This is a genomic window from Sulfurovum xiamenensis (assembly GCF_030347995.1).
Classification (GTDB): domain Bacteria; phylum Campylobacterota; class Campylobacteria; order Campylobacterales; family Sulfurovaceae; genus Sulfurovum; species Sulfurovum xiamenensis.
Genome location: NZ_JAQIBC010000001.1, coordinates 39,477 through 64,698, shown reverse-complemented (window position 1 = coordinate 64,698; position 25,222 = coordinate 39,477). Strand labels below are relative to the sequence as shown.

The window sequence follows — 25,222 nt, the reverse complement described above, 5'->3', positions numbered from 1 at the left end:
TCGATGACAAATATCATATTATGTGGAGGGAGTGGGACAAGACTTTGGCCACTTAGCCGTACACTCATGCCAAAACAGTTTGTTAAGCTTTTTGAAGGTGAATCTCTTTTCCAAAAGACAGTTTCCCGTAATCAGAAAGCATGTGACTCACAGTTCATCGTATCTAATGCTGAACAGTATTTTCTTGCAGTGGATCAGATAGAAGAACTCAATATTAATACATCTAGGTATCTTTTAGAACCAGTAGGAAGAAACACGGCACCAGCTATAGCACTTGCTTGTTTTGCGTTGAATGCAGAAGAGATTGTCCTTGTGACACCATCGGATCACCTTATTAAAAATGAGCAAGCGTATCTCGAAGCTATAGAGAAGGCAAAAATATTAGCACAATCAGACAATCTTGTGACTTTTGGTATCACACCGCAATACCCAGAGACAGGGTTTGGCTACATTGAGGCAAATGGTGAGTCAGTGCTTTCGTTTAAAGAGAAACCTAATGCCCTTACAGCTCAAGCTTACCTTGATGCAGGAAATTACTACTGGAACTCTGGAATGTTCTGTTTTAAAGCAGGTGTCTTTCTTGAAGAGTTAAAACAAGACTCCCCTGAGATCTACGAGGCTTCTTTGTCAGCATTTAACAATGCAAAGAAAGATGAGATGATCCGTATAACTTATGAAGATATGTTGGCTATTCCAGAAGACAGTATAGACTATGCCGTCATGGAAAAAAGTAGCAAGGTAAAAGTCATACCTTCAGACATTGCATGGAGTGACCTAGGAAGTTTTGAATCTTTGGATGAAGAGATAGCATCAAGTGATAATATTATCAATATTGGTTCAACCAATAACCTTGTTCTCTCACCTAAGCAAGTAGCAACAATAGATGTAGATGATTTGATCATTATCGATACAGCAGATGCACTGCTTGTTTCTAAAAAAGGGAGTAGCCAAAAGGTCAAAGAGGTAGTCAAATCACTTAAAGAACAAAACTCTGAACTGCCGAATATCCATGTCACGGCACATCGCCCTTGGGGTACCTATACCATACTGGATGAGTCTAATGGCTATAAAGTGAAACGTATCGTTGTGAAAACAGGTAAACGTCTTTCTTTACAAAAGCACCATCACCGTTCTGAACACTGGGTGGTGGTAAGCGGTACAGCAATGGTCACAAAAGGTACAGAAGAGTTTACTGTGACTTCAAATGAATCAACATATATCTCTATAGGTGAAGTCCACCGTCTTGAGAATGTTGGGAAGATTGACCTTGTGATGATCGAAGCACAGGTAGGCGAGTATGTGGGTGAAGATGATATTGTACGTATAGAGGATGATTTTGAAAGAAAATAATCCAGGGTATCTTAAAGGGGATCTGTTTAAAACTATTATTGAGAATACCCCACTTGTCTCTGTTGATATTATTGTGAAACATAATGGTAAAGTTTTACTTGGGAAAAGGGTCAATAAACCAGCCCAAGGGTACTGGTTTACATTGGGTGGCAGGGTACTCAAAAATGAGCCTATTAAGAGTGCCATACATCGTATCTGTAATATGGAAATAGGTATGATTCTACCTGAAAATCCAAGGTTTATAGGTGTATTTGAACATCTCTATAACGATGGCATTTTTGATGATGTTTCAACACACTATGTAAATCTTGCTTATGAGATAGAAGTATCAGGTCTTGAAGATCTGCCAGAAGATCAGCACAACGAGTATCGTTGGTTTGGTCTTGAAGAACTGATACAAAGCGATGAAGTACACAAGTATGTCAAAGATTATTTTATAGTATCAAAGGGTACAGTCCCACAGCAAAAGGAGAGTTAAATGGCAGAAAATAAAAAAGTAGCACTAATTACAGGGATCACAGGTCAAGATGGTTCTTACCTGGCAGAATTCCTGCTCAAAAAAGGATATGTAGTACATGGTATCAAAAGAAGAGCATCACTCTTTAACACAGACCGTATCGATCACCTCTATCAAGATCCTCACGTAGAAAATAGAAACCTTATCTTACACTATGGAGATATGACTGACTCTATGAACCTTACTCGTATTATTCAGGAGACACAGCCAGACGAGATCTACAACCTTGCTGCGATGAGTCATGTTGCCGTGTCATTTGAAACACCTGAATATGTTGCTAATGCAGATGCTACAGGAACTTTACGTATCTTGGAAGCAGTCAGACTCCTTGGACTTGAAAAAAAGACAAAGATCTACCAGGCATCCACTTCAGAACTGTATGGAAAAGTACAAGAAGTACCTCAAACAGAAACTACTCCTTTTTACCCAAGATCTCCTTATGCCGTAGCAAAAATGTATGCCTACTGGATCACGGTGAACTACCGTGAAGCGTATGATATGTTCGCATGTAACGGTATCTTGTTCAACCATGAATCACCGGTACGTGGAGAGACTTTTGTAACACGTAAGATCACCCGCGCAGCTTCTAAGATAGCCCTTGGTCTTCAAGACAAACTCTATCTTGGAAACCTTGATGCTAAACGTGATTGGGGTCATGCGAAAGATTATGTCAAAATGATGTGGATGATCCTACAGGCAGATGAACCAGAAGATTGGGTCATCGCTACAGGTGTTACGACTCCAGTAAGAGAGTTTGTACGTATGGCATTTGCTTATGCAGGAATAGAGTTGGAGTTCAAAGGGGAAGGTGTAGATGAAAAAGCTTATGTAGTCTCTTGTTCTAACCCAGAGTATCAGGTTGAGATTGGCAAAGAGGTGGTTGGTGTTGATCCTCGTTACTTCCGTCCGACAGAAGTTGATCTTCTTATTGGTGATCCATCCAAAGCAGAGAAAAAACTGGGCTGGAAAAGAGAGTATAAATTAGAAGAACTTGTCAATGATATGATGGCATCAGATCTTAAACTAATGACAAAAGACCAGTATCTTAAAGATGGTGGTTATACTATCATGAATTACTTCGAGTAGGCAGTATAGTGAATAAAGATGCTAAGATATATGTAGCCGGTCATAGAGGATTGGTAGGCTCTGCTATTGTCTCGAACCTTAAGGCCAAAGGCTACACTAATGTCATCGGAAAGACACATGCTGAACTTGATCTATTAGATCAACAGGCAGTGGCTTCTTTCTTTGAAAGCGAAAAGCCGGAGTATGTGTTCCTCGCAGCAGCAAAAGTAGGGGGCATCGTAGCCAACAACACTTATCGTGCAGATTTTATCTATGAAAATCTGCAGATACAGAACAACATCATCCACCAAAGTTATAAAAATGGTGTCAAGAAACTAATGTTTTTAGGTTCAACATGCATCTACCCAAAAAATGCACCACAACCCATGCCTGAAGATTGTTTGCTTACTGATACCCTTGAGTACACTAACGAACCATATGCCATAGCCAAGATAGCAGGCATCAAGATGTGTGAGAGTTACAATTTACAGTATGGCACCAACTACATCTCAGTCATGCCGACAAATCTTTATGGCCCTAACGATAATTTTGACCTTGAAAAGTCTCATGTACTTCCTGCACTGATAAGAAAGATCCATCTTGGAAAAGCATTAGAAAATAACGATTGGAAAACGATTAGAGCTGATCTAAATAAGTTACCTATTGAAGGCATCGATGGATCAGCTTCAGAGGAAACAATTATAGATGTATTAAATAAATACGGAATCAAGGCTCTTAACGCTCAACGCTCAACGCTTAACGCTACTCAAATAGAGATCTGGGGCTCAGGTAAGCCTATGCGTGAATTCCTTTGGTCAGAAGATATGGCAGATGCCTGTGTCTTCCTCATGGAAAATAGAGACTTTGCCGATACGTACACACTAACTGATGGTTCAAACACTACTTGCACACCGAACGAAGTACAAAACCTGGAAGTTCGTAATACCCATATCAACATTGGTACTGGTGTTGATATTTCCATTAAAGAACTTGCTGAGACTATCAAAGAAATTATTGGATTCCAAGGTGAACTCTACTTCAATGCCGATAAGCCTGACGGTACGATGAAGAAACTGACAGATGTCTCTAAACTCCATGGACTTGGATGGGAACATAGTGTTGATTTAAAAGAAGGAATTGAGAAAATGTACCAGTGGTATAAGAAAAATTATTAATTGTATTTGGGACGTGTCCTGAAGCTATTAAAATGACGCCGCTTGTGAAAAAGTTTTAGAAATATTCTGATACTTTTGAAACTAAAATGTGTGTGACTGCGTAACACCGTGAGATGCTTGACCAGGTTTTGGAATTGTTTGATCTCGTGCCAGATCATGATCTTAATATCATGAAACCGGGGCAAGATCTTTATGATGTGGTATCTAATGTACTTCTTGGTATGAAGTCTATACTTACGGATTTTAAACTTGATGTGGTTTTTGTCCATGGTGATACATCGACGACTTTTACTGCAGCTCTGGCAGCATTCTATCAACAGATCAGTGTTGCACATATTGAAGCAGGTCTTAGAACGGGAGATATTTACTCACCTTGGCCAGAAGAGGCAAACCGCCAACTGACAACAAAGATCACTGCCCACCACTTTGCACCTACTGCTACATCCAAAGAGAACTTGCTTAAAGAGAATGTGAATGAACGCAATATAGAAGTCACAGGCAAAACCGTTATTGATGCACTGTTCTTAGCCTTAAAGAAGATTCAGAACAATCCTGAGCTAGAACAAGAAATTGTCTCTACCATAGAGAAGGCCATCGATAGTTCAACATTCAGCATTCAAAATTCATTCTCGTTACGGGCCACAGAAGAGAAAACTTTGGTCAAGGTTTTATCAATATTTGCAATGCATTGAAAAAGATCGCTATTTCCAATCCAAATATCGATATTGTCTATCCTGTCCATTTAAACCCAAATGTACAAAAACCGGTAAAAGAGCCGCTTTCAGATGTACCAAATATCTACCTCATACTGCAATGGTTGTATGAAGAGTTTGTCTATATGATGGAGAAGTCATATTTCATCATTACAGACAGTGGTGGAGTGCAGGAGGAAGCACCTTCTTTAGGTAAGCCGGTGTTAGTAATGAAGGATACGACGGAACGTCCTGAAGCATTAGATGCAGGTATAGTCAAACTTGTTGGAACAGATACTGAGCTCATCGGCACAAAAGCTTATAGACAATTAAAAATCTTATAAGCATATGAGCAAAGCAAGCAACCCTTATGGTGATGGCATACATGTCAAAAACCGAGAATTTACTTTGTCTTTAAAATGTCAGAAGTATCTTCTGGAACTGAGCAACTTTAAAGCTAATTATCATTCATATGAAATAGATGTTATAAGAATGTGACATCTTTTTACTATACTTTCATTTTTATAAAAAAGTGAAGCTTGTTTTAGGTGTCAGGTCAATAGACTCTAACCCTTTTTCGATACAATATCATCAATTTAAATCAGGAATTATAAATATGGCATATAAGATAGCAGTTATCGGACTTGGTTACGTTGGTTTGCCACTGGCGCATGCATTTTCAGAGAAATATGAGGTCGTTGGTTTTGATATCGCTCAGTGGCGTGTTGATGAGCTTAACTCCGGTGTGGACCGCACGTTGGAGCTCAGTGGAGATCAAGTCAATGAAGCATTAGCAAATGGTATGAAATTCACCAATGTTTTGGATGAGATAGCTGATTGTAATATTTATGTGGTCACTGTACCAACTCCTATTGATGAGCATAAACGTCCAGACTTAACACCACTGCTTAAAGCCAGTGAATCCATTGGTAAAGTACTGAAAAAAGATGATATCGTTATCTATGAGTCTACTGTCTATCCTGGTGCGACAGAAGAGGATTGTGTGCCAGTACTTGAAAAGTTCTCTGGTTTAAAGTTTAACGAAGATTTCTTCTGTGGATACTCTCCTGAACGTATCAATCCGGGAGATAAAGAGCATACGGTTACAAAGATCTTAAAAGTGACTTCGGGGTCTACTCCTGAGATCGGGAAAAAAGTAGATGAGCTTTATGCAAGCGTGATCATTGCAGGAACACATTTGGCTCCTTCTCTTAAAGTGGCTGAAGCAGCAAAGGTCATCGAAAACTCTCAAAGAGATATCAACATCGCTTTTGTCAATGAACTTGCGATCATTTTTAACAAACTTGGCATAGATACAGAAGCTGTACTTCAAGCAGCAGGAACGAAGTGGAATTTTCTTCCTTTCCGTCCGGGTCTGGTAGGTGGTCACTGCATCGGTGTGGATCCATACTACTTGACGCACAAAGCTCAAGAAGTAGGATACAACCCTGAGATCATTCTTGCCGGTCGTCGTCTCAATGACAACATGGGTATGTATGTAGCCAATCAGGTACTCAAACTGATGATACAAAAAGAACATAAAGTTGCTGGTGCAAAAGTTTTAGTTTTGGGGATCACATTTAAAGAGAACTGTCCAGACATAAGAAATTCTAGAGTGATAGATGTGATCAGAGAATTGCAAGAGTTTGGTACAGATGTGAGTGTTTATGATCCATGGGCTGATGCAGAGGAAGTACAAAGAGAGTACAATATTTCTCTCATTGAAGATATATATGCTACTCATTATGATGCTGTTGTACTTGCTGTTGCACATGATAAGTTTAATGGATTGGATATTGATAAACTTAAAAATGGTAATGGTACTGTCGTTTATGATATTAAATCAAAGCTTGAAGAGAGTGATGGGAAACTTTAATGACAGCATTTGAACAACTCTTAGAACGTTTTAAAACAGAGCAAAAAATGTGGTTAGTAACAGGAAATGCCGGTTTCATAGGTTCAAATTTAGCAGAGTTCTTACTTTCACATAACCAAAAGGTAGTTGGTGTAGATAACTTTTCTACAGGCTATCAGCATAACATCGATGATGTACTGGCACAAGTCGGGGAGGAAGCGGCGAAGAACTTTACTTTTATAGAGGGTGACATCGCTGATTTTGATACCTGTGCAAAAGCATGTGAAAGTGTAGACATTGTACTACATCAAGCAGCACTTGGTTCAGTACCACGTTCCATCGATGATCCTGTGACTTCCAATCGTTCCAATGTCACTGGTTTTTTAAATATGCTTACTGCAGCAAAAGATGCAGGGATCAAACGTTTTGTTTATGCAAGTTCAAGCTCCGTTTATGGTGACTCACCTGAGCTTCCGAAGGTAGAAGAGCGTACAGGTAATCTTCTTTCTCCTTATGCAGCTATGAAAATGACAAATGAACTCTACGCAGGCGTATTTAAACGTACTTATGAGATGGAAACTTTAGGTTTACGCTATTTCAACGTATTTGGTCGTCGTCAAGATCCAAATGGAGCCTATGCAGCTGTAATACCTAAATGGGTAGGTTCGCTTCTTGAGGGTGAAGATGTCTACATCAACGGTGACGGTGAAACAAGCCGTGACTTTACCTACATAGATAATGTCATACAAATGAACCTTTTAGCTGGAACTACAGACAACATAGAAGCATTTGGCGAAGCATTCAACGTAGCTGTAGGTGGTAGAAACACACTCAATGAACTCTATGCACTGATTAATAAAGAATTAAATGCTCATATAGACTCTTTTACTAAAAAAGAGGCTATCTATAGAGATTTCCGAGCAGGGGACATTCGTCATTCAAATGCCAACATTTCAAAGGCACAGAACTTTGTAGGCTATGCTCCAACGCATGATATCTATCAGGGTATGGAAGAGGCTATTGAGTGGTATATTGAGAATATTGGTAAAAAGTAGTAAATAAGTGACAAATATTATCTTATGTGGTGACAGTGGGACACGTTTGTGGCCACTTAGCCGTACTCTCATGCCAAAACAGTTTGTAAAAATTTTTGAAGGTGAATCTCTCTTTCAAAAAACAGTTTCTCGTAACCAAAAAGCGTGTGATACACAATTTATTGTCTCCAATGCAGAACAGTATTTTCTGGCAGTAGTTGGCGAAGATGATATTGTGAGATTAGACGATGATTTTAAAAGATATTAGAAGCATATGAAAAATTTTAATTCAAATATTTTTTGGTCCTTACTTTCCCAGTTTTCTAATTATGGATTATCTTTGATTTTTACCATTTTTCTTGCACGTATGGTATTACCTTATGAGTATGGAATTGTTGATCAAGCACAAACAATTACCGCTTTTTTTATCATTTTTGCAGATGGTGGAATTGTTTGGTCTATTGTTCGAGAAAAGTCTATTAGGAATGAAGAAGTTATCAATCTATCATGGATAAATATATCGCTGGGATTGATGTTGTGGATCTTGACCTGGATTAGTGCACCTTATGTTAGTGGTTTTTATCAGACACCGGAAGTAGAAGATGTATTAAAGGCACTGGGATTTGTCTTTGTACTTACCGGACTAGCTACACCATTTCTTATGTGGATGAAAAGAGAGTTGGAGTTCAAAAAAATTACTATTATCAATCTTATCTCTACAACTATTGGTGGAGTATCTGCGATAGTAGCAGCATATTTTAACTATGGATATTGGTCCTTGGTTATTCTTGCGCTTGTAAAAGCATTTGTACAATTTATTTTATTATTGATGAGTTCAAGAATGCCTATAGGCTTATATAAGTTTAATACACCTGTAAAAAAAATGATACATTTTGGTGTTGGACTTATTGGTTTTGGTATGGTGAACTATTTTGCAAGAAATCTTGATAATATTTTGATAGGAAAAATTGGAGGAGCAGAAGAATTAGCACTTTATGCCAAAGCCTACTTTCTCATGTTTTTACCAAGTATGTTGATCACAGGAGCACTTACGGGATTGATGGTATCTGTATTGGCCAAAGTACAAGATGATCCTGCAAAATTTCAAGAAGTTTATGCAAATGTTTTGAGAATGATCTTTGTAATTACTCTCCCTATCACGGGTTATTTTTTATTATTCCCCTCAGATCCTATTTTACTTTTTTATGGGCTCAATTGGGAAGGAAGTATTCCTTTATTGCAAATATTATCTATAGCAGCGATAACACAACCATTATATAACACTATGGGTTGGGTTTATACAGCAATTGGGAAAAGTAAAGAGATGTTTCACTGGGGAGTGGTTTCCTCTATTATTTTAAGTGTTGCTTTTTTAGTGGGAGTTCAATGGGGGGCAGTGGGTATTGCGATGTCATACTCGATCGTGATGGGATTGATTTTTGTATATGTAGGCCTAAGGAAAGCGCATAAAGCAGCTGATATTTGTTTGAAAGAAAGTTTTGTACCACTTTTGCCGGTACTTGGTTCTGGGATACTTACTTTTATGTTTGTCAAAAATATGGATATGTATTTAAGTGTAGAAAATAGCTATTTAACTATCTTTTTAAAAGTGATAACCGTACTTTGTCTGTATATCGCTTTTTTATATATTATTTACAAGAACAAGTTAAAAAATTTAATTATATTCACTAAGGACTTTAGATGACCCATCAACCCTATATGTATTCATTAGTTGATTTATGGCGTTCCATTGCGGTGCTCTTAGTTGTGGTGGCACATACATTACTTTGGTGGGGAAATCCAATTATCTTTGGAGTTATTGAACCTAGTTTATTGGGAAGTACAGGTGTAGCCATCTTTTTTGTATTAACAAGTTATGTACTTATGATGTCATTGGAAAGACTAAGAAAAAAAAGTGAACACTTGTACATAGACTTTATATTGAGAAGATTTTTCCGTATTTACCCCTTATCTCTTATGGTCGTTCTATTTTATTACTTGACACAAATTCCTTCATATTTTGAAAAGGGATTGTATTTTCTTTATCCAGATATATCTTTTAGTGGGTTTATTCAGAACCTGTTACTCATTCAAAACTTTACTGTTACAGAAAATATTTTAGGCCCACTTTGGAGTTTACCTTATGAGTTTCAAATGTATTTCTTTCTCCCTATCCTATTCTATTATATTAAGGATTCAGATACAAAATGGAAAATGATTTTTTTATTTTTTATTCTTCTTTTACTCTTTTTTGTACTTAAAACAAAGATTGATTCTGTGAATAAGTTGTTACCATACATACAAATACCAGACTATGCTAAATGGGGACTGTGTTTTATACCTGGAGTTGTTGCATACTATGTGCAAAAAGAATACGACGGAAAGATCATCCCTTTTCAATATTTTTGGATAATTATCGCAATTATTTTATTTGCTAGAATGTTTAATTATCACTTTTTTGTACAGGTCTTGAGTGCAGTACTTGTTGGATTTACTTTAGTACTAATGAGTGATAATTATAGTCTGTGGCTAAAAAAAGTTACTGAAATCATTTCACAGTATTCATATGGAATTTACCTTACGCATATGCTTGCTATTTATCTTGGTTTTGAATTGTTTGGAGCAACATCATTAGGATGGACAGTATTTTTAGGTAGTTTAGTTGTATTGCCAGTGCTCTGTTATCACTTGATAGAAAAACCATGTATAGACTGGGGCAAAAAATACTGCTCATTGAAATTTTCCAAAAAAGAGTATACCGTATGAATATTTGTTTAATATGTAATGAATATCCTCCCTATAAATGTGGAGGTATAGGTACCTTTACTTATGAATTAGCTACAGCATTAACAAAAAATGGACATCATGTAGTAGTAGTAGGAATCTATCGTGATGTCGATGAAGATATTGAGATAGAAGGTGTTCGGGTTATAAGACTAAAATCATGGCAAGGTAAAATAGCATTTTTTACTAATAGTCTTAGATTAGGGTATAAAATAAAAAACTTGATACAAGAAGAGGATCTCGATATTGTTGAGTCTATCGATTTTGAAGGTATCTCAGCATTTTGGCCAGTGTTAACTATACCTATCATAATAAGACTGCATGGTTCTGTAATATATTTTGCAAAAGAGATGAAGACTAGAGTTTCGAAGATAACATACCTGATCGAAAAAAGAGCACTGCAAAAATCAGACTATATCTGTTCTGTCAGTGACTATACTGCCCAGAAGACCAAACAGATATTTAAGTTAGATAAAGAGATCACAACCATTTACAATGGTCTCAAAATACCGGATGAAAATAGATGCAAAAGAGACTTTACAAAAAACTACCTTGTAAGTTTTAGCGGTTCACTCATGCGCAAAAAAGGAGTACTGTCTCTTGCCAAAGCTTGGAACTTAGTGAAAGAAAAAATTCCAGAAGCAAGGCTGAAATTCATAGGAAAAGATACCTTAGAAGATGGTATCTTTATAAAAGAAAAAATTTACAGTTTGGTAGATAAACAATATCATGATTCACTTGAGTTTACGGGGCATGTTTCAAAAGAGTCGCTAGAAGCATTGCTTGTTGAGTCAGATTTAGCAGTTTATCCTTCTATATCAGAATCATTTGGTTTAGCACCTTTGGAGGCGATGGCTCTTAAGCTGCCTGTAATATTTTCAGAAAAAAGTGCTGGACTAGAATTGAAAGCAAAACTGCCAAATTTAATTTTGGTTGATCCATTAAATGAAACTGGTATTGCAACTAATATTCTTAAGTTACTTAACAGTGATTCTCTTGAATCAATAGGTGCACTTTGTCGTCAAGAGGTTAATGATAATTTCAATGTAGAAAAACTATTGTCTGAAAACATTAAGTTTTATGAAAGTTGTATCAATGAATTCAAATAATAAAACTCCTATTTTAATCATAGCACCATTTTTTGCGCCACAGTCACATGCCGCTATGTTCAGAGTGCATAAGCTCGTGAAGTATCTCCCTCAATATGGTTATAAACCTATAGTGGTTACTACAGATATAAACTACAACTACAATGAAGATCTAAGTTTACTGGATGAGTTTTCAGAGGATGTGGAAATCCATAGAGTAAGATATGTGGAACCAACGATAAGAGGTCTTAGGATGGCGTTGGGTGGTAAAGATAGAACCTTTAAAGCTATGAAGAAACATATGAAGCCAAATACTTCAAAAGAAAGGAGTAGTAACAGGATAAAGAAAAAAAACTTTTTACAAAGAGTAAAGTCAAAAATTCAAAATTTTATTTTAAATATTCCTGATGCATATTGGACATGGGTAAATCCTGTAACTAAGATATCTAATGAACTGATAAAACAATATAATATCAAATTAGTTTATACTACTACAAACCCTGACTCGGTACTGAAGATAGGTTTAAATTTAAAATCAAAAAATGATATCAAATGGGTTTCTGACTTCCGGGACCCTGTTGGATACGGAGAAAGATATAATACCCATCATAAATTTATAGATAGACAAATAAAAAAACTTCATTTGTCGGCTATGAATACAGCTGATAAAATCACCGGGTTATCTTCTTCTTATGAACAGATATTTAAGGATTTATATCATATAGAGTCAAATAAATTTCAATTTATACCTACAGGAATAGATGATGAGTATATTGATAATATAAGTTTAATGGATAATGTAGAAAAGTATTTAATATTTGTAGGTGAATTTCAAGAAAAGTATGATGATTATATATTTAAAGTTTTGGATAATGTCTTAGCAAAAGAAAACATTCAATTCAAGATTAAAATCATAGGAAGAAAAGAAATTAATTTTAAAAATATATCGAAATATATGGATCAATATAAATATGTAAATCATGTCATTGAATATATAGATCACATCCCTCAGCTTGAACTTTATAAAGAAATAAAAAATGCACATAGCTGTATATTGTTAACAGGTGGTGAAAATTTTTGGTGGTGCAATTTTGCTAAGATGGTTGATTATATAGCACTACAGAAATATGTAATTGCTGATGTTCATAATCCTAGTGAAGCAAAAAAAGAACTTGAGAAAACAGAGAAAGGTATTTTTTTAACTAAAAATTTGGAAAACGATATAAAAATAGTGACTAACCATATGAAAAAAACTATTGATGACTTTCAATTTGAAAATGAATACTACAAAAGATATCTTGCTTCATTTCAAGTAAAATCCTTCGTTGAAGTTTTTGACAATCTATTAGGAATGAAGAATGATAAATAATAAACTTTTATTTTTCAGTTACGATTTTCCGCCAGTTGAAGGTGGTATATCAAGGCTTTGTGATGAGATCGTCAAACAGTTTATACATAAAGGTTGGGATGTAGAGGCTATAAGTGAAGAAAGAGAGATAGAAAAAGGCTATAGAGATGATCTTTATCCTATACAGAGAGTCCCTTCCAAAAGATTTTTTAAAGAGTTTGAATCTTATAAGATTTTAAAGAGGTATCCTAAAGATACGTTGATCATCACAGGGGTTTGGCACCCTGAAGCACTCATTTCTATCCTTGCAGGACATAAAAATGTGGTAGTATTGGCTCATGGCAATGATATCATGCAGGGTAAAAAAACATTTAAAAACTTTATTTTATCTTTGTTGAGAAAATATGTACTCTCAAAAGCAAAGCTGGTTATATGCAACAGCCACTATACACAAAATACTATTCTAGAACAATTTCCATGTGTTAATTCAACAGTCTGTACACTTGGTGTTGATGAAGAAAGATTTTCCCCGGCAGAAGATAAAAAGAGTGTGCGAGAAGCGTTGAACTTACCGATAGATAAAAAGATCATCCTAACAACTTCGAGAATCGATAAATATAAAGCGCATGATACAGTACTAAAGGCATTGGCCCTTTTAGATGAGAAAACTTTGGATGCACTTTGCTATTGTATCGTAGGTCGCGGTAATTATCTTGAAGAGTTAAAAAAGTTGGCTAGTCAACTAAATGTTGATCAGTACATCCATTGGTATGGATTTATCGAAGAGGATGATCTGCCTAAAGTATATCAGGCGAGTGATCTGTTTGTTTTGTGTACCAGAGAGGAAAAAGATCAAAAAAGAGTTGAAGGATTTGGACTGGTATTTTTGGAAGCACAGTCTTCGGGAGTACCTGCGATTGGTTCAAACCAGGGTGGTATACCTGATGCGATAAAGCATCAAAATGGTGGTTGGTTGGTAGAAAGAGACGATCATCACCAATTGGCTCACTACTTCAAACAACTTGCAGTTGAACCTCAGGCTTTCAAAGAAGAAGGTATGAAAGCCAGACAAAGGGTTCTCAATGAAGCAACTTGGGGACACTTTAGTGAAAAAGTATTTAAAGCTATAGAGGAAAATGTATGAATGAACTTGGAGTAAGTGTTGTAATACCGACATTGAACAGGGATGAGTTTTTGTATGATTCGATCAATGATATGTTAAAGCAAGATTTTGATAAGTATGAGATCCTTGTGGTTGATCAATCTGATAATATCAATGAAAAAGTCGAAGAGCTGGTAAAAAGCAATCCCGATAAAATAAGATACTTTAGAAACCTAGGATTTAAAGGCCTGCCTCAGGCTAGAAACTTTGGCTGGCAGAATGCCAAATATGAAATCATTCTATATATTGATGATGATATAAGAAGTAATGAACTTCTCATCAAACAGCATGCAAGTTGTTATGTAGATCTTGAGGTTGGTCTTGTAGGTGGTGGGATCGATGAACAACATAGAGTTTTGGATGCGAAAGAACCATCAGGGATCTTTAATCCATGGACTTGTACACCACATAGAGGGTTTGCAAGTAAAAATAATCAAATAGTCTCTCATGTTCCCGGCGGAAACTTTAGTGTGAGAAAAGAAATTATGGAAAAAGTGAATGGAGTCGATGAGGTACTCAATGTTGGTGCAGCTTTATATGAAGAGACAGACCTGTCGTTGAGGATAAAAAAGTTAGGCTATAAAATACTTTTTAAAGCAGATGCAAGATTGTTGCATTTAGCAGCAGATACAGGTGGATGTAGAGTGATAAGTGATATCCCCAGATATATGCGAGGACTTGCACATAACAGAAGTTTGGTGATTTCAAGACATTTAAAATGGTATCATAAAATCACTGCATTTTTTAGGTTGATGTTGCTTGGAGTCTCCTACTCCAGAGTTGATAGATCATTAAATCCTTTATTCGCAACTTTTAATGGGATAAAAGCAGGACGAAAAGCTGGGTTAAACCCTGTAGTATGCTGCAACTATAGAGTGCAGGAGTAGCAGGTGCATTATCTTCTGATTCCCTATGCGTTATTTATGCTGCTTACTCTTACCTTTTTATCTGATAGAAGGAACAATGTAGGTCGTTCGGGGACAGTATTTGTCCTGCTTCTTTCGCTTATACTGCTCGGAGTTGTGATAACAGTTCAGCCTTTTGCGGGTGACTCTTATCGTTATGCTATGGGTTTTTTGAAATTTAGGGAGTTTTCACTGGATGAGGTGTTTAAGTATCAGACAGGAGAATATCTTTTCCGATTCTTGAACTGGATCGTAGGGCAGTTTACCGATAGTCCGCATATCTTATTTTTAGTGATTTATTTAATAGCTATTCTGACTTTTTATAAAGCATTGAAAAATATTTTTCCCACATTTGAAAGATATGTAGTGTTTTCTTTTTATGTGCTTTACCCTTACTTTCTTTTTTACATTGTCAATGGGAAACGGCAAGGCTTAGGATTGGTTTTTATGGTACTTGCTATAAGCTATCTGATGGAGGATAAAAATAGAAAAGCATTGCTCTCCCTTTTGGTGTCGGGTTTGATACACAGCGGTATGTTTTTGGTACTGCCCATGGCAGCCTTATTTGTACTGTTTAAAGAGAAAGGACTTTTGAAGATCTCATTTGTTATTTTGGCGGGGAGTGTTCTTTTGTCTATCTCTGGCATCAATGACACGATATCCGGTCCACTCGGAGACCTATTGGCTTCTGAAACAAGGTATAGCGCATACCTGGACGAGAGATTTGAAGCGATCAGTTATCAGACAGGATTTCGACTAGATTTTGCACTTTTTTCGTTTTTTCCAATTTTTTTATATGCTCTTTTAAGAAAAAGAATTCGTAATGAACATAAGACAATAGTACGGAGATGGCTAGCTATTTATATGTTGCTCAATAGTATTTATCATATTTTTTCTTTTGTGCCTTTTAATGACAGATTTGCTATTTTTTCTTGGTTTATTTTACCTATCGTAAGTTATATCATTGTAAGTGCTGTTAATAAAAGGTATGCAGCATTATTTATCTTTGTACTATTAGGGCTCAATGTATTTTTCTTACAAACTTATACAGGAAGAATATTTCAATCTTTGGAGATTTTTTAGTGGCTAAAACAGCAAATGTAAGTGTCGTAATACCTTGTTACAATGCAGAAAAAACAATTTTAAGAGCGCTGGACTCTATAGTAGATCAAACCTTGCTTCCCAAAGAGGTTATAATAGTTGATGATAAAAGTATAGATAATTCCTGTGATATCATAAAAAACTATATAAAAGAACAAGAAAAAAGAGTTTCAATCAAGCTGATCGAGCTTGACAAAAATGCAGGCCCCGCGAAAGCTAGGAATGTAGGATGGGATAATGCAAAAGAAGACTATATCGCATTTTTGGATGCAGATGACTCATGGCATCCCCAAAAAATTGCATTGCAGTATAGTTATATGGAAGACCATCCTGATATAGCAATGAGTGGCCATTTATATAAGATTGTACATAATCGACCTACACTATGCAAAAAAAGAGTTGAAAAAGTTGAAAGAATTTCCAAAAGAAAGCTATTGGTGCGGAATAGGTTTAGTACTCCTACTGTAATGTTAAAGAGAATTATACCATTTCGATTTCGAGAGAATAAGAAATATTCAGAAGACTATCGATTATGGCTTGAAATTCTGTTTGCAGAGTATAAAGCAAGTTTTCTATATTCTAATTTATGTTTTTTGTATAAAAACACATATGGTGTATCTGGGTTATCTTCAAGTATGATGAATATGTGGTATGGTGAATTAGACAATTATAAATTTTTATATACTAATAATGATATAAATCTACTTGAGTATATTTTCGTATTACTGTTAAGTTTTTTCAAGTTTTTAAAAAGACAAATATTCATTGTTTTCAGAAATTTTGGAAGGAAATCGTAATATGTGTGGTATTGTAGGTTTTGTATCAAAAAATAGAGACGAAGAAAGTATTCATAGGATGCTTCATATTCAGAACTATCGTGGTCCAGATGACCATGGGGTATATGTACAAAAGATAGAAAATGATATTGTGCATTTAGGGCATAACCGTCTTTCCATTCAAGATCTCTCCTCACATGGTCATCAGCCATTTGTCTCTGACTGTGAAAATTATATCATCGTTTTTAATGGTGAAGTCTATAACTTTAAAAGCATTCGTATAGAACTTGAAAAATTGGGTTATAAGTTCGTCTCTGAGTCCGATACAGAAGTGATACTCTATGCATATAAAGCATGGGGTATGAAAGCGGTAGAAAAGTTTTTAGGAATGTTTGCATTTTCTATCTTGGATAAAAATAAACAGACAATGTTTTTGGTACGTGATAGAGCAGGTGTTAAACCACTTTATTATTATGACAATGGGGGTGAATTTCTTTTTGCTTCTGAACTCAAGTCATTTCATGAACACCCGTCATTTCAAAAAGAGCAAAACAACGAAGTGTTACCTTACTATTTTCAGTTCGGATACATTCCTGCACCTTATAGCATCTTCAAAAATACGTATAAATTACGTCCGGGGCATTATTTGGAGTATGACCTAATAAGTAATACCTATAATGTTATAGCGTATTGGAGTGCTGATGCATGTTATGCTAAAGAGAAATTTGATAAAAGTGAAAAAGAAATACTTGCTGATCTTGAAGAATTACTTACTGATGCAGTAGATCTTAGGATGGTATCGGATGTACCTGTGGGTGTGTTTTTGAGTGGAGGGTATGATTCATCATTAGTGACTGCTTTGCTTTCAAAAGATAAAAGTAGAAAACTACATACCTTTACTATAGGATTTGATGATAAAAAGTATAATGAAGCAGAGCATGCCAAAGCCATTGCTAAACATTTTGGTACTGAACATACAGAGTATTATGTTTCTAAAAAAGATATGTTGGATAAAGTACAGAGTCTGCCGTTTTATTATGATGAACCTTTTGGGGATAGTTCTGCCATTCCAACCATGATGGTCTCTGAGCTTGCAAAAAAAGATGTCACGGTAGCTCTCTCTGCAGATGGGGGAGATGAGGCATTTTGTGGGTACAGCAAATACTTTTTTCTGAACAAATTTGCACCGGTCTTTTCAAATAGTTTTCAAAAGACAATGCTTAAAAGTATGTTGAATGTTTTTGACGGAAAGCAGATAGAACAGATCAACAGCTTCTTGCCCAAAAAGATACAACAAACAAATATACGTGATAAATACAATAAATTTAAGCGAGCCATGAATGCTGATTCATTAGAGATGATGTTCCGTAATGCTTCATCATATGTAGATAGCCAAGTAGTTAAGAGTTTTCTAAAATTAGAAGCAAATAGCTCTTTGTATGAGAACTTTTCTATGAAAAAAGACTTGTCATTTCTAGATAACATGATGCTGACAGACTATAAAACCTTTATGGTGGATGATGTTTTGACCAAAGTAGATAGAGCTACTATGAGCGTAAGTCTGGAAGGCCGTGAACCTCTCCTGGATCATCGGATTATAGAATTTATGGCAAAAGTTCCCGTTGAATTAAAATATAAAAACAATCAGGGAAAATACCTTGCGAGAAAGATACTTTATAAACATATACCACAAGCTCTGATAGATAAACCTAAAGCTGGTTTCCAGATACCTTTGGCTGAATGGTTACAGACAGATCTTAAACCTTTGGTTGAGAAATATTTAGATCCATTTAAATTGGATAAAGAGATTTTTAATGTAGAAGAAGTAGAGATACTCAAAAAGGATCTCTTCAATGGAAATCTAAGCAATGTCAATGCCATCTGGTTCATACTCATGTATGAGATGTGGAAGGAAAAGTGGTTTACGTAATAAGATAACAATAGCCTTAGGAACAAATACTAAAAGAAGCTTGCCCTTGCCGTAGCAATAAATGTATGAAATAAAAAATTAAAACAGTATAAGGAATGATATGCATGATCCAAATAAGAAAACGATTGCCATTGTTATCAACACTTCTTGGAATATTTTTAACTTTCGGATGGGTTTGCTTAAAGCCTTGAAAGAAGAGGGGTATAATATCGTTGCCATCGCTCCCTATGATTTTCATACTGAAAAACTCATAGAGTATGGGTTTGAATATCATGATATCAACATGAATAACAAAGGTACGAACCCTATAGAAGAGTTTAGACTCTTTAGAGAGTTTTATAGTGTCTATAAAGAGGTCAATCCTGATCTGCTTTTGCAGTATACGATCAAACCAAATGTCTATGGCTCGTTGGCAGCAAGTTTACTGGATATCCCTGTCATCAGTAATATATCGGGGCTTGGGACGGTTTTTTTAAATAAAAAACCTTCTTCGATCATTGCACGGCTTCTTTACAAACTGGCTTTACACAGAAAAGCACCCAAAAAAGTCTTTTTTCAAAATCAAAACGACAGAGCACTTTTTATAAAATCCAAACTGGTGAAAAAAAAGAAAACAGATATTCTTCCCGGTTCAGGGATCGATATTGAAAAATTCAAACCTCTTGAAAGAGAAGTAAGAAGAGCAAAGAGTTTACATTTTTTGTTTATAGCACGACTTATACGAGATAAGGGATTGGGAGAGTATGTAGAAGCTGCAAGGATGCTTAAGAGCAAATACCCTGAAGCTGTATTTAATATATTGGGAACGTATTATCCAGGGAATCCTACGGCTGTTACGCATGATGAGATAGAGATGTGGGAAGCCGAAGGGATCATACATCATTTGGGGGCTACAGATGAGGTAAGTGCAGTTATAGCAGAACATGACTGCGTGGTGTTGCCTTCATACAGAGAGGGGCTTTCACGAGTACTTCTTGAAGGAGCAAGTATGGCCAAACCTATAGTGACGACGAATGTTCCTGGTTGTAAAAATGTAGTGGATGATGATATCACTGGTTACTTGTGTAACGTCAAAGATGCTGACTCTTTAGCGCAGCAGATGGAAAAGGTGTTATTGCTCTCTGAGGATGAGCGCAGTGAAATGGGTCAAAGAGGAAGAGAAAAAGTGATCGCTGAGTTTGATGAGAGGATCATCATCGAAAAGTATCAAAAAGCAATCAGAACAATATTTTCATGAAATATCAAACATGTGTAAAAATGCTTTTTACACATGTTTAATAATTGATAAGAGTTAACGTTGGATATATTTTTTTATTAGTCGAAATTGTCTTACTAGAGGGTAGAGAAATGCTAGATAATTAGGTAGCTGAATAAATTTAAAATCATCAAATTGTGGTGCGAAAAATGCATACCATGTAAAGCGAAATTTGTCAGGGAGATTTTCTCTCAAGTTCCAGATTAGCATTAAATAACTATAGTTTTTCCCCTCTTTTGAAGTTTCTGAAAAATTAGATTTAATAACTTTGGATATGAGTTCAGACAGTTTTTTATCCTGTTTTATATTTTCTTCGATTAATTCTGGGAGTTCTAGTCTAAAGAAATGTTGACAGAGTGTCAATCCGAGATAGAGCATACGTTTGATACCACGTTTTTTAGCTTCATTGAGCAGGTATGTCCAGTTGATATCGGGATTAACTTTGATGTATCTGTCAATGTCGCAAATCCATTCAAGACGTTCAAAGAGATGTTTGGAACCATGGGTGCAGAGATAAAGAAGTTGCTCCTCACAGGGGAGCACTTGAAGGCTGAATTTATTAATAGTTATACTCTCTCTCTTTTGACCCCAAAGTGCATCTTCATCCCACGCTATAGCATAGTTTTTTGAGAGTAACTCCCAGTGTACTTCTATAAGTATATTTGAAGTGTTTTTGTAAAAACCAATAACATTCAATGCATTAAGAAAAGTCTCTTTTAATTTTGTATCCAGCTCAAGCTGAGGTACATAGCCTTCTGCTATCAATAGACCGATCATTGTAGAAACATCTGACCTCTTTATGAGTATATCCAGATCACCAAATTGTCGTAACGTGATATCGCCATATGCTTTTTGAGAAAGGGTGGGACCTTTAAAGGCAATAGCTTCCATCTGGTTCTCTCTGAGCAGTTTGATGATGTTGATGAGTTCAGTTGTCATTAACATGTTTCTTTGAACAATAGACATGTAGTATGGTTTTAGCTCAGAGAGAAAATGTTGAATGAAATTAGGGTCATCTACAACGATTTTTTTCATGGTTTTGTATACGAGAGGGAGCACGCCATGTTGATTAGCCAGACTAATCAAAGCGTTCAGGTCAAAGCGTTCAGCGTTAAGATAAGAGAGGATAAATTTGTTGTCATCTACAGATGGTTCTGTCTGGCAACAGGCGACCAGGAACTTGAGATCATCATTGAGTTGCACGATTGTATTTTTACTTAGCATAGGGGATTATAGCGTTAAGTACTAAGCGTTAAGCTTTAAGTATAAAGAGAAAAGTTTGGATATATGACATAAATATGACATCTTTAAGCTATGATGCTGGCTTAATATTGTGTAGTGGGTTCAGATGAGGTAAACTTACTGTTCAATGTAATTATTAAGTAAAGCATAAAATAGTATAATCTATGTATTAAAAACACAAGGGAAAAGAATGAAAAAGATAGTACTTTCGGTATGGGCAGTTGCGGCGTTAAGTAGTTTGGGATTTGCAGGCGGAGACATGAAAGAGGTTGAACCAGCAATTGAACCAGTAGTTGAAGTTGTAGAAGCAGAGAAGAACTTCTATGTGGGTGTTGGTTTCGCCTGGCTAAGTACAGGGACCGATTCTATAGACTTTTTCAATAATCATTCAGACCGTGATAGAACAGGAAACCTTTTAGTATTAGCTGGATATGAGTTTAATGAGTATATGGCGGTAGAAGGTCGTTATTCAACCTATATGTTTGATGAAGACAGCATTAACAGTGATACATGGGGTATCTATGCAAAACCTCAATACCCGGTAAATGAAGAATGGAATCTATATGCATTGCTAGGGTTTGGTGGTATGACAGTTGATGGTATAGATGGCAAAGATATCGATGTGGATGATAGTGGATTCCAGTGGGGTCTAGGTGTAAATTATGCTTATTCAGAAGATATTGGATTCTTTGTTGATTTTGTCAGTATCGCAAACGGTATGGGTGGCACTTGGTATGGAACAGTGGAAGATGTGGATACAGATGCCATTACTGCAGGTATAACTTATAACTTTTAATCCTTTCTCTTTGGGTCAGAAATAGGACTCGAAGAGAACTTCACTTATATCTTCCAGATATAGAACACCAATGATTAGAATACTTTACGAACCTAAGGAAAAGAATGAACAGAGACAGCTTGCAAATAGAAGAAGATACGATAGACATTAAAGAGATATTTAGAACTCTTTATCGCTATAAAATAATGATTCTTCTTTTTGTTATTCTATTTGGATGTACTAGTAGTTATTATGCCTATTTTCAACCCAATCTCTATAAGGCTTCAGCCACAGTTGAAGTAGGTTTGGATAAACACAGTAGTAGTGGTCAGGATGTACTTGCAATGGCCATGGAATCAGGCAGCATGAATGCAGCTACAGAGATGGAGCTCATACAGTCAAGATTTCTTACTGAAAAAGCACTCAAAGAGGTAGATTTTACCCATAAATACTACACAACCAGAAAATTCAAAGAGATCGAATTGTATAAAGAGAGCCCCTTTCAAGTGGGAATGCTCAAAGGGTATGGTATCTCTTTTGACTTTTATCCGGTTGATGAAAAGCACTATCGTTTGATCGTGGAAGAGGCAAAAGACAGGCATGGAAATTTATGGAGTTATGATAAAACGCTTCCTTACGGCGAAGAGATCGTGACAGAACATTTTCATCTGAACATTGTAAAAACCAAAGAACCGCAAGATACAAAGTACCGTTTTGTAATATTGGACCCTGTAAATATGGCAAAAAATGTTGCCAGAGGTGTCAGAGTCGATCAACTCTCCAGGTATTCTACTATCCTTGAGATCTCATATAGCGATAATGTCGCCTTGCGTGCTCAGGAGTTTGCGAATGCTTTGGCTAAAGCCTATATTGAGCAAAATATAGAGAAAAAGACACAAGAGGCAACACGCACACTTGATTTTGTCGATAAACAGTTGAAAGCCATCACTGAAAACCTTAAAGGTTCGGCGATTAAACTAGAAGAGTTCAAAAAATCTTCAAATACGGTAAGTTTAAGTGCAAAAGCAGAAAATATCCTTAAACAGATGAGTGAATCTGAAACGAAACTGGCAGAGATCTCTATGGAAGATGAGATGTTAAATACACTCTATAAACAGATGAAGTCGGGACAGGATTCTGAGAGTATTACTGCTACAGGGCTTGTGATGGTTCAGGCACAAATTTCTGCTATGCTCAAAGAACTTCATGAGGTTATCGCTCAGCATAAAATCCTACGTGAAACGAAAACTGAAATGTATCCTGAGGTACGTAGACTTAAAAGAGTGATCGCAGAACTTAAAAAGAATGTACTTATGACGATCGAGAGTATGAGTCAAAGTATTAAAGAGAAAAAGGCATTGCTTGAACGATCTATCTCTGAGCAGCAGAAACTTTTAAATCAACTTCCTGCAGATGAGAGAATGTACGGGCAGTTGCAGCGTAAGTTCGTGGTGAATGAGAAGATCTACTCTTATCTTTTGGAGAAGCGCTCAGAGACAGCGATCATCAAAGCCTCTACGGTCAGTAAGAACAGGATCATTGATAAGGCACTTTACCCGGAATCTCCTATTAAGCCTAAACGCAAGATGATTGTATTGGTAGGGTTGATATTAGGATTAATACTTGGAATTGCTGTTGCCTTTTTAAGAGAGTTCCTGGATGACCGCATCAAAGAGGAAGAAGATGTCACTAAAGTGACGGATGTACCTGTACTTGGACAGATACCGCATATGAAAGAAATTAATGGTGCGGTCCAGGTATTTGCCTCCCCTAAATCAGCTTTAGCTGAATCTTTTAGAAATATACGTACTAACCTGCAGTTTATGGTGAGAAATACGAGTACCCATGTCATCGCCATCACTTCAACGATCGGTGGAGAAGGGAAAACCACCACCTGTATCAACCTGGGAGGGATCATGAGTATGGCAGATAAGAAAACCGTCATACTCAATCTTGATATGCGAAAACCGACACTACATGAGAAGTTTGGGCTTCAAAACAGTAAAGGTATGAGTACCTTACTCTCAGGTCATACGGCTTTAGGAGAAGTAATTCAGCAGACTGAGTATGAGAACTTGGATATTATCACTTCTGGACCGGTACCGCCAAATCCAAGTGAATTGATACAGAGTCCTTTGATGGAAAAGGTACTAGAAAAATTAAGAGAAGTGTATGATGTGATCATCCTTGATACCCCTCCGATAGGTTTGGTCACGGATGCACGTACTTTGATGTCTTTTGCAGATACCAGTATCTATCTGCTTAGAGCAGATTACTCTAAAAAAGGTTTCTTGCACAGTATAGAAAAACTTTCCAAAGAAGAGATCAGTGGTTTAAGTATCGTGCTCAATGATGTGAAAACGTCGAGGCACGGATATGGCTACGGTTATGGGTATGGGTACGGATATTATGAAGAAGATGAGAAATGATCTTTCCTTTCTTTAAAAAAACAAAAGAGAAAAAAAGAGGACCTGTGCTGAAAGTAGATCTTCATTCACACTTCATTCCGGGAATCGATGATGGTTCCCAAAGTATGGAGGAGAGCCTCTCTCTTTTGAAAGGGATGGAGGCACTGGGTTACGAGAAAGTGATCACCACACCGCATATCATGATAGATGTCTACCGCAATACACCTCAGATCATCAAGGAGGGATTGGTCTCTTTAAGAGAGGCGGCCAAGGGTGAGGGTATTAAGATAGAGATAGAAGCTGCTGCAGAGTATTATCTGGATGAAGGGTTCTATGATCAACTTCATAGTGATGAAGTGATGAGTATTGATGGAAAATACCTTCTTTTTGAAACTTCGTATGTGACTAAACCTTTGCAGGTCGAAGAGATGATCTTTGAAATTTCTGCTGCTGGGTATATACCACTTATGGCACATCCTGAACGTTACCGTTATGTGAGCGATCCGCTCAAAGAGTATGGTAGGTTTAAAGAGCTTGGTGTACTTTTCCAGCTCGATCTGAATTCCCTGGGAGGTCACTACGGCAAAGATGCTAAGAAAAAAGCAGAGATACTCTCTAAACATGGGATGATCGATTTCTTAGGTTCGGATATACATCATCTCAAACAGACGAAATTTCTGGATGATGTATTCATGAGTGAAGCATATGCAAAGGTATGGGAAAACAATACGATCTTGAACCATACGCTCGGAGCATAGTT

Annotated in this window: 22 protein-coding genes and 1 pseudogene; 22 read left to right on the top strand and 1 reads right to left on the bottom strand. The window is 36.5% G+C overall.

Features of this window, described 5'->3' with window-relative positions:
- The first annotated feature begins 3 nt into the window (after positions 1-3).
- The 19 genes and pseudogenes from PF327_RS00300 (at position 4) to PF327_RS00215 (ending at position 20,019) form a co-directional block, all read left to right on the top strand.
- The gene (locus tag PF327_RS00300; RefSeq protein WP_289400824.1) at positions 4-1,350 is read left to right on the top strand and encodes a mannose-1-phosphate guanylyltransferase/mannose-6-phosphate isomerase; all 1,347 of its coding nucleotides are present in this window, start codon (positions 4-6) and stop codon (positions 1,348-1,350) included.
- A complete protein-coding gene (locus PF327_RS00295; protein ID WP_289400823.1) occupies positions 1,337-1,828 on the top strand; it encodes a GDP-mannose mannosyl hydrolase in 492 nt (163 codons plus the stop codon). Before PF327_RS00300 ends, PF327_RS00295 begins: the two co-directional genes overlap by 14 nt.
- Complete coding sequence (gene gmd, locus PF327_RS00290) at positions 1,829-2,953, top strand: GDP-mannose 4,6-dehydratase (RefSeq protein WP_289400822.1); 1,125 nt, start codon at positions 1,829-1,831, stop codon at positions 2,951-2,953. It abuts the gene before it with no gap.
- An 8-nt stretch (positions 2,954-2,961) separates the two neighbouring features.
- Positions 2,962-4,107: a GDP-L-fucose synthase family protein gene (locus PF327_RS00285; protein ID WP_289400820.1), complete on the top strand. Its 1,146-nt coding sequence runs from the start codon at positions 2,962-2,964 to the stop codon at positions 4,105-4,107.
- 134 nt (positions 4,108-4,241) lie between these two features.
- Entirely contained in the window at positions 4,242-4,799 is a 558-nt protein-coding gene (locus tag PF327_RS11445; RefSeq protein ID WP_434481326.1) for a UDP-N-acetylglucosamine 2-epimerase, read from the top strand.
- Positions 4,715-5,143, top strand: coding sequence for a UDP-N-acetylglucosamine 2-epimerase (locus PF327_RS11440; protein WP_353049137.1), 429 nt, complete (start codon positions 4,715-4,717; stop codon positions 5,141-5,143). The genes PF327_RS11445 and PF327_RS11440 overlap by 85 nt, the downstream gene beginning before the upstream one ends.
- 272 nt (positions 5,144-5,415) lie before the next feature.
- The gene (gene tviB, locus PF327_RS00275; RefSeq protein WP_289400818.1) at positions 5,416-6,675 is read left to right on the top strand and encodes a Vi polysaccharide biosynthesis UDP-N-acetylglucosamine C-6 dehydrogenase TviB; all 1,260 of its coding nucleotides are present in this window, start codon (positions 5,416-5,418) and stop codon (positions 6,673-6,675) included.
- Positions 6,675-7,709, top strand: coding sequence for an NAD-dependent epimerase/dehydratase family protein (locus tag PF327_RS00270; RefSeq protein ID WP_289400816.1), 1,035 nt, complete (start codon positions 6,675-6,677; stop codon positions 7,707-7,709). The genes tviB and PF327_RS00270 overlap by 1 nt, the downstream gene beginning before the upstream one ends.
- 7 nt (positions 7,710-7,716) lie before the next feature.
- Positions 7,717-7,905 (top strand): annotated as a pseudogene (locus tag PF327_RS00265) (sugar phosphate nucleotidyltransferase); the annotation flags it as partial.
- 57 nt (positions 7,906-7,962) lie between these two features.
- The gene (locus PF327_RS00260; RefSeq protein WP_289400815.1) at positions 7,963-9,393 is read left to right on the top strand and encodes a lipopolysaccharide biosynthesis protein; all 1,431 of its coding nucleotides are present in this window, start codon (positions 7,963-7,965) and stop codon (positions 9,391-9,393) included.
- A complete protein-coding gene (locus PF327_RS00255) occupies positions 9,390-10,454 on the top strand; it encodes an acyltransferase family protein (protein ID WP_289400813.1) in 1,065 nt (354 codons plus the stop codon). The genes PF327_RS00260 and PF327_RS00255 overlap by 4 nt, the downstream gene beginning before the upstream one ends.
- Positions 10,451-11,581 carry a glycosyltransferase family 4 protein gene (locus tag PF327_RS00250; RefSeq protein ID WP_289400811.1) on the top strand — a complete coding sequence of 377 codons (1,131 nt, stop codon included), beginning with the start codon at positions 10,451-10,453 and terminating at the stop codon, positions 11,579-11,581. Before PF327_RS00255 ends, PF327_RS00250 begins: the two co-directional genes overlap by 4 nt.
- Positions 11,568-12,929, top strand: coding sequence for a glycosyltransferase family protein (locus tag PF327_RS00245; protein WP_289400809.1), 1,362 nt, complete (start codon positions 11,568-11,570; stop codon positions 12,927-12,929). Before PF327_RS00250 ends, PF327_RS00245 begins: the two co-directional genes overlap by 14 nt.
- On the top strand, positions 12,919-14,052 hold the full coding sequence (locus PF327_RS00240) for a glycosyltransferase family 4 protein (RefSeq protein WP_289400808.1): 1,134 nt from the start codon (positions 12,919-12,921) through the stop codon (positions 14,050-14,052). The genes PF327_RS00245 and PF327_RS00240 overlap by 11 nt, the downstream gene beginning before the upstream one ends.
- Complete coding sequence (locus PF327_RS00235) at positions 14,049-14,957, top strand: glycosyltransferase family 2 protein (RefSeq protein WP_289400807.1); 909 nt, start codon at positions 14,049-14,051, stop codon at positions 14,955-14,957. The genes PF327_RS00240 and PF327_RS00235 overlap by 4 nt, the downstream gene beginning before the upstream one ends.
- A 3-nt stretch (positions 14,958-14,960) precedes the next feature.
- On the top strand, positions 14,961-16,058 hold the full coding sequence (locus tag PF327_RS00230; RefSeq protein WP_289400806.1) for an EpsG family protein: 1,098 nt from the start codon (positions 14,961-14,963) through the stop codon (positions 16,056-16,058).
- The gene (locus PF327_RS00225) at positions 16,058-16,873 is read left to right on the top strand and encodes a glycosyltransferase family 2 protein (protein ID WP_289400804.1); all 816 of its coding nucleotides are present in this window, start codon (positions 16,058-16,060) and stop codon (positions 16,871-16,873) included. The genes PF327_RS00230 and PF327_RS00225 overlap by 1 nt, the downstream gene beginning before the upstream one ends.
- Position 16,874: 1 nt before the next feature.
- Positions 16,875-18,782 (top strand): asparagine synthase (glutamine-hydrolyzing), encoded by a 1,908-nt coding sequence (asnB, locus tag PF327_RS00220; RefSeq protein ID WP_289400802.1) that lies wholly within the window; start codon positions 16,875-16,877, stop codon positions 18,780-18,782.
- A 100-nt stretch (positions 18,783-18,882) separates the two neighbouring features.
- Positions 18,883-20,019: a glycosyltransferase family 4 protein gene (locus tag PF327_RS00215; protein ID WP_289400800.1), complete on the top strand. Its 1,137-nt coding sequence runs from the start codon at positions 18,883-18,885 to the stop codon at positions 20,017-20,019.
- Positions 20,020-20,073: 54 nt separating this feature from the next.
- Here the strand turns inward: PF327_RS00215 and PF327_RS00210 are convergent, their stop codons facing one another.
- On the bottom strand, positions 20,074-21,240 hold the full coding sequence (locus PF327_RS00210; protein WP_289400798.1) for a nucleotidyltransferase domain-containing protein: 1,167 nt from the start codon (positions 21,238-21,240) through the stop codon (positions 20,074-20,076).
- A gap of 229 nt (positions 21,241-21,469) precedes the next feature.
- On the opposite strand from PF327_RS00210, the gene PF327_RS00205 reads away from it, so the two are divergent.
- The 3 genes from PF327_RS00205 (at position 21,470) to PF327_RS00195 (ending at position 25,220) form a co-directional block, all read left to right on the top strand.
- Complete coding sequence (locus tag PF327_RS00205; protein ID WP_289400796.1) at positions 21,470-22,075, top strand: porin family protein; 606 nt, start codon at positions 21,470-21,472, stop codon at positions 22,073-22,075.
- Between the two features lie 104 nt (positions 22,076-22,179).
- A complete protein-coding gene (locus PF327_RS00200; RefSeq protein ID WP_289400795.1) occupies positions 22,180-24,483 on the top strand; it encodes a GumC family protein in 2,304 nt (767 codons plus the stop codon).
- Positions 24,480-25,220 (top strand): tyrosine-protein phosphatase, encoded by a 741-nt coding sequence (locus tag PF327_RS00195; protein ID WP_289400794.1) that lies wholly within the window; start codon positions 24,480-24,482, stop codon positions 25,218-25,220. The genes PF327_RS00200 and PF327_RS00195 overlap by 4 nt, the downstream gene beginning before the upstream one ends.
- The last annotated feature ends 2 nt before the right edge of the window (positions 25,221-25,222 follow it).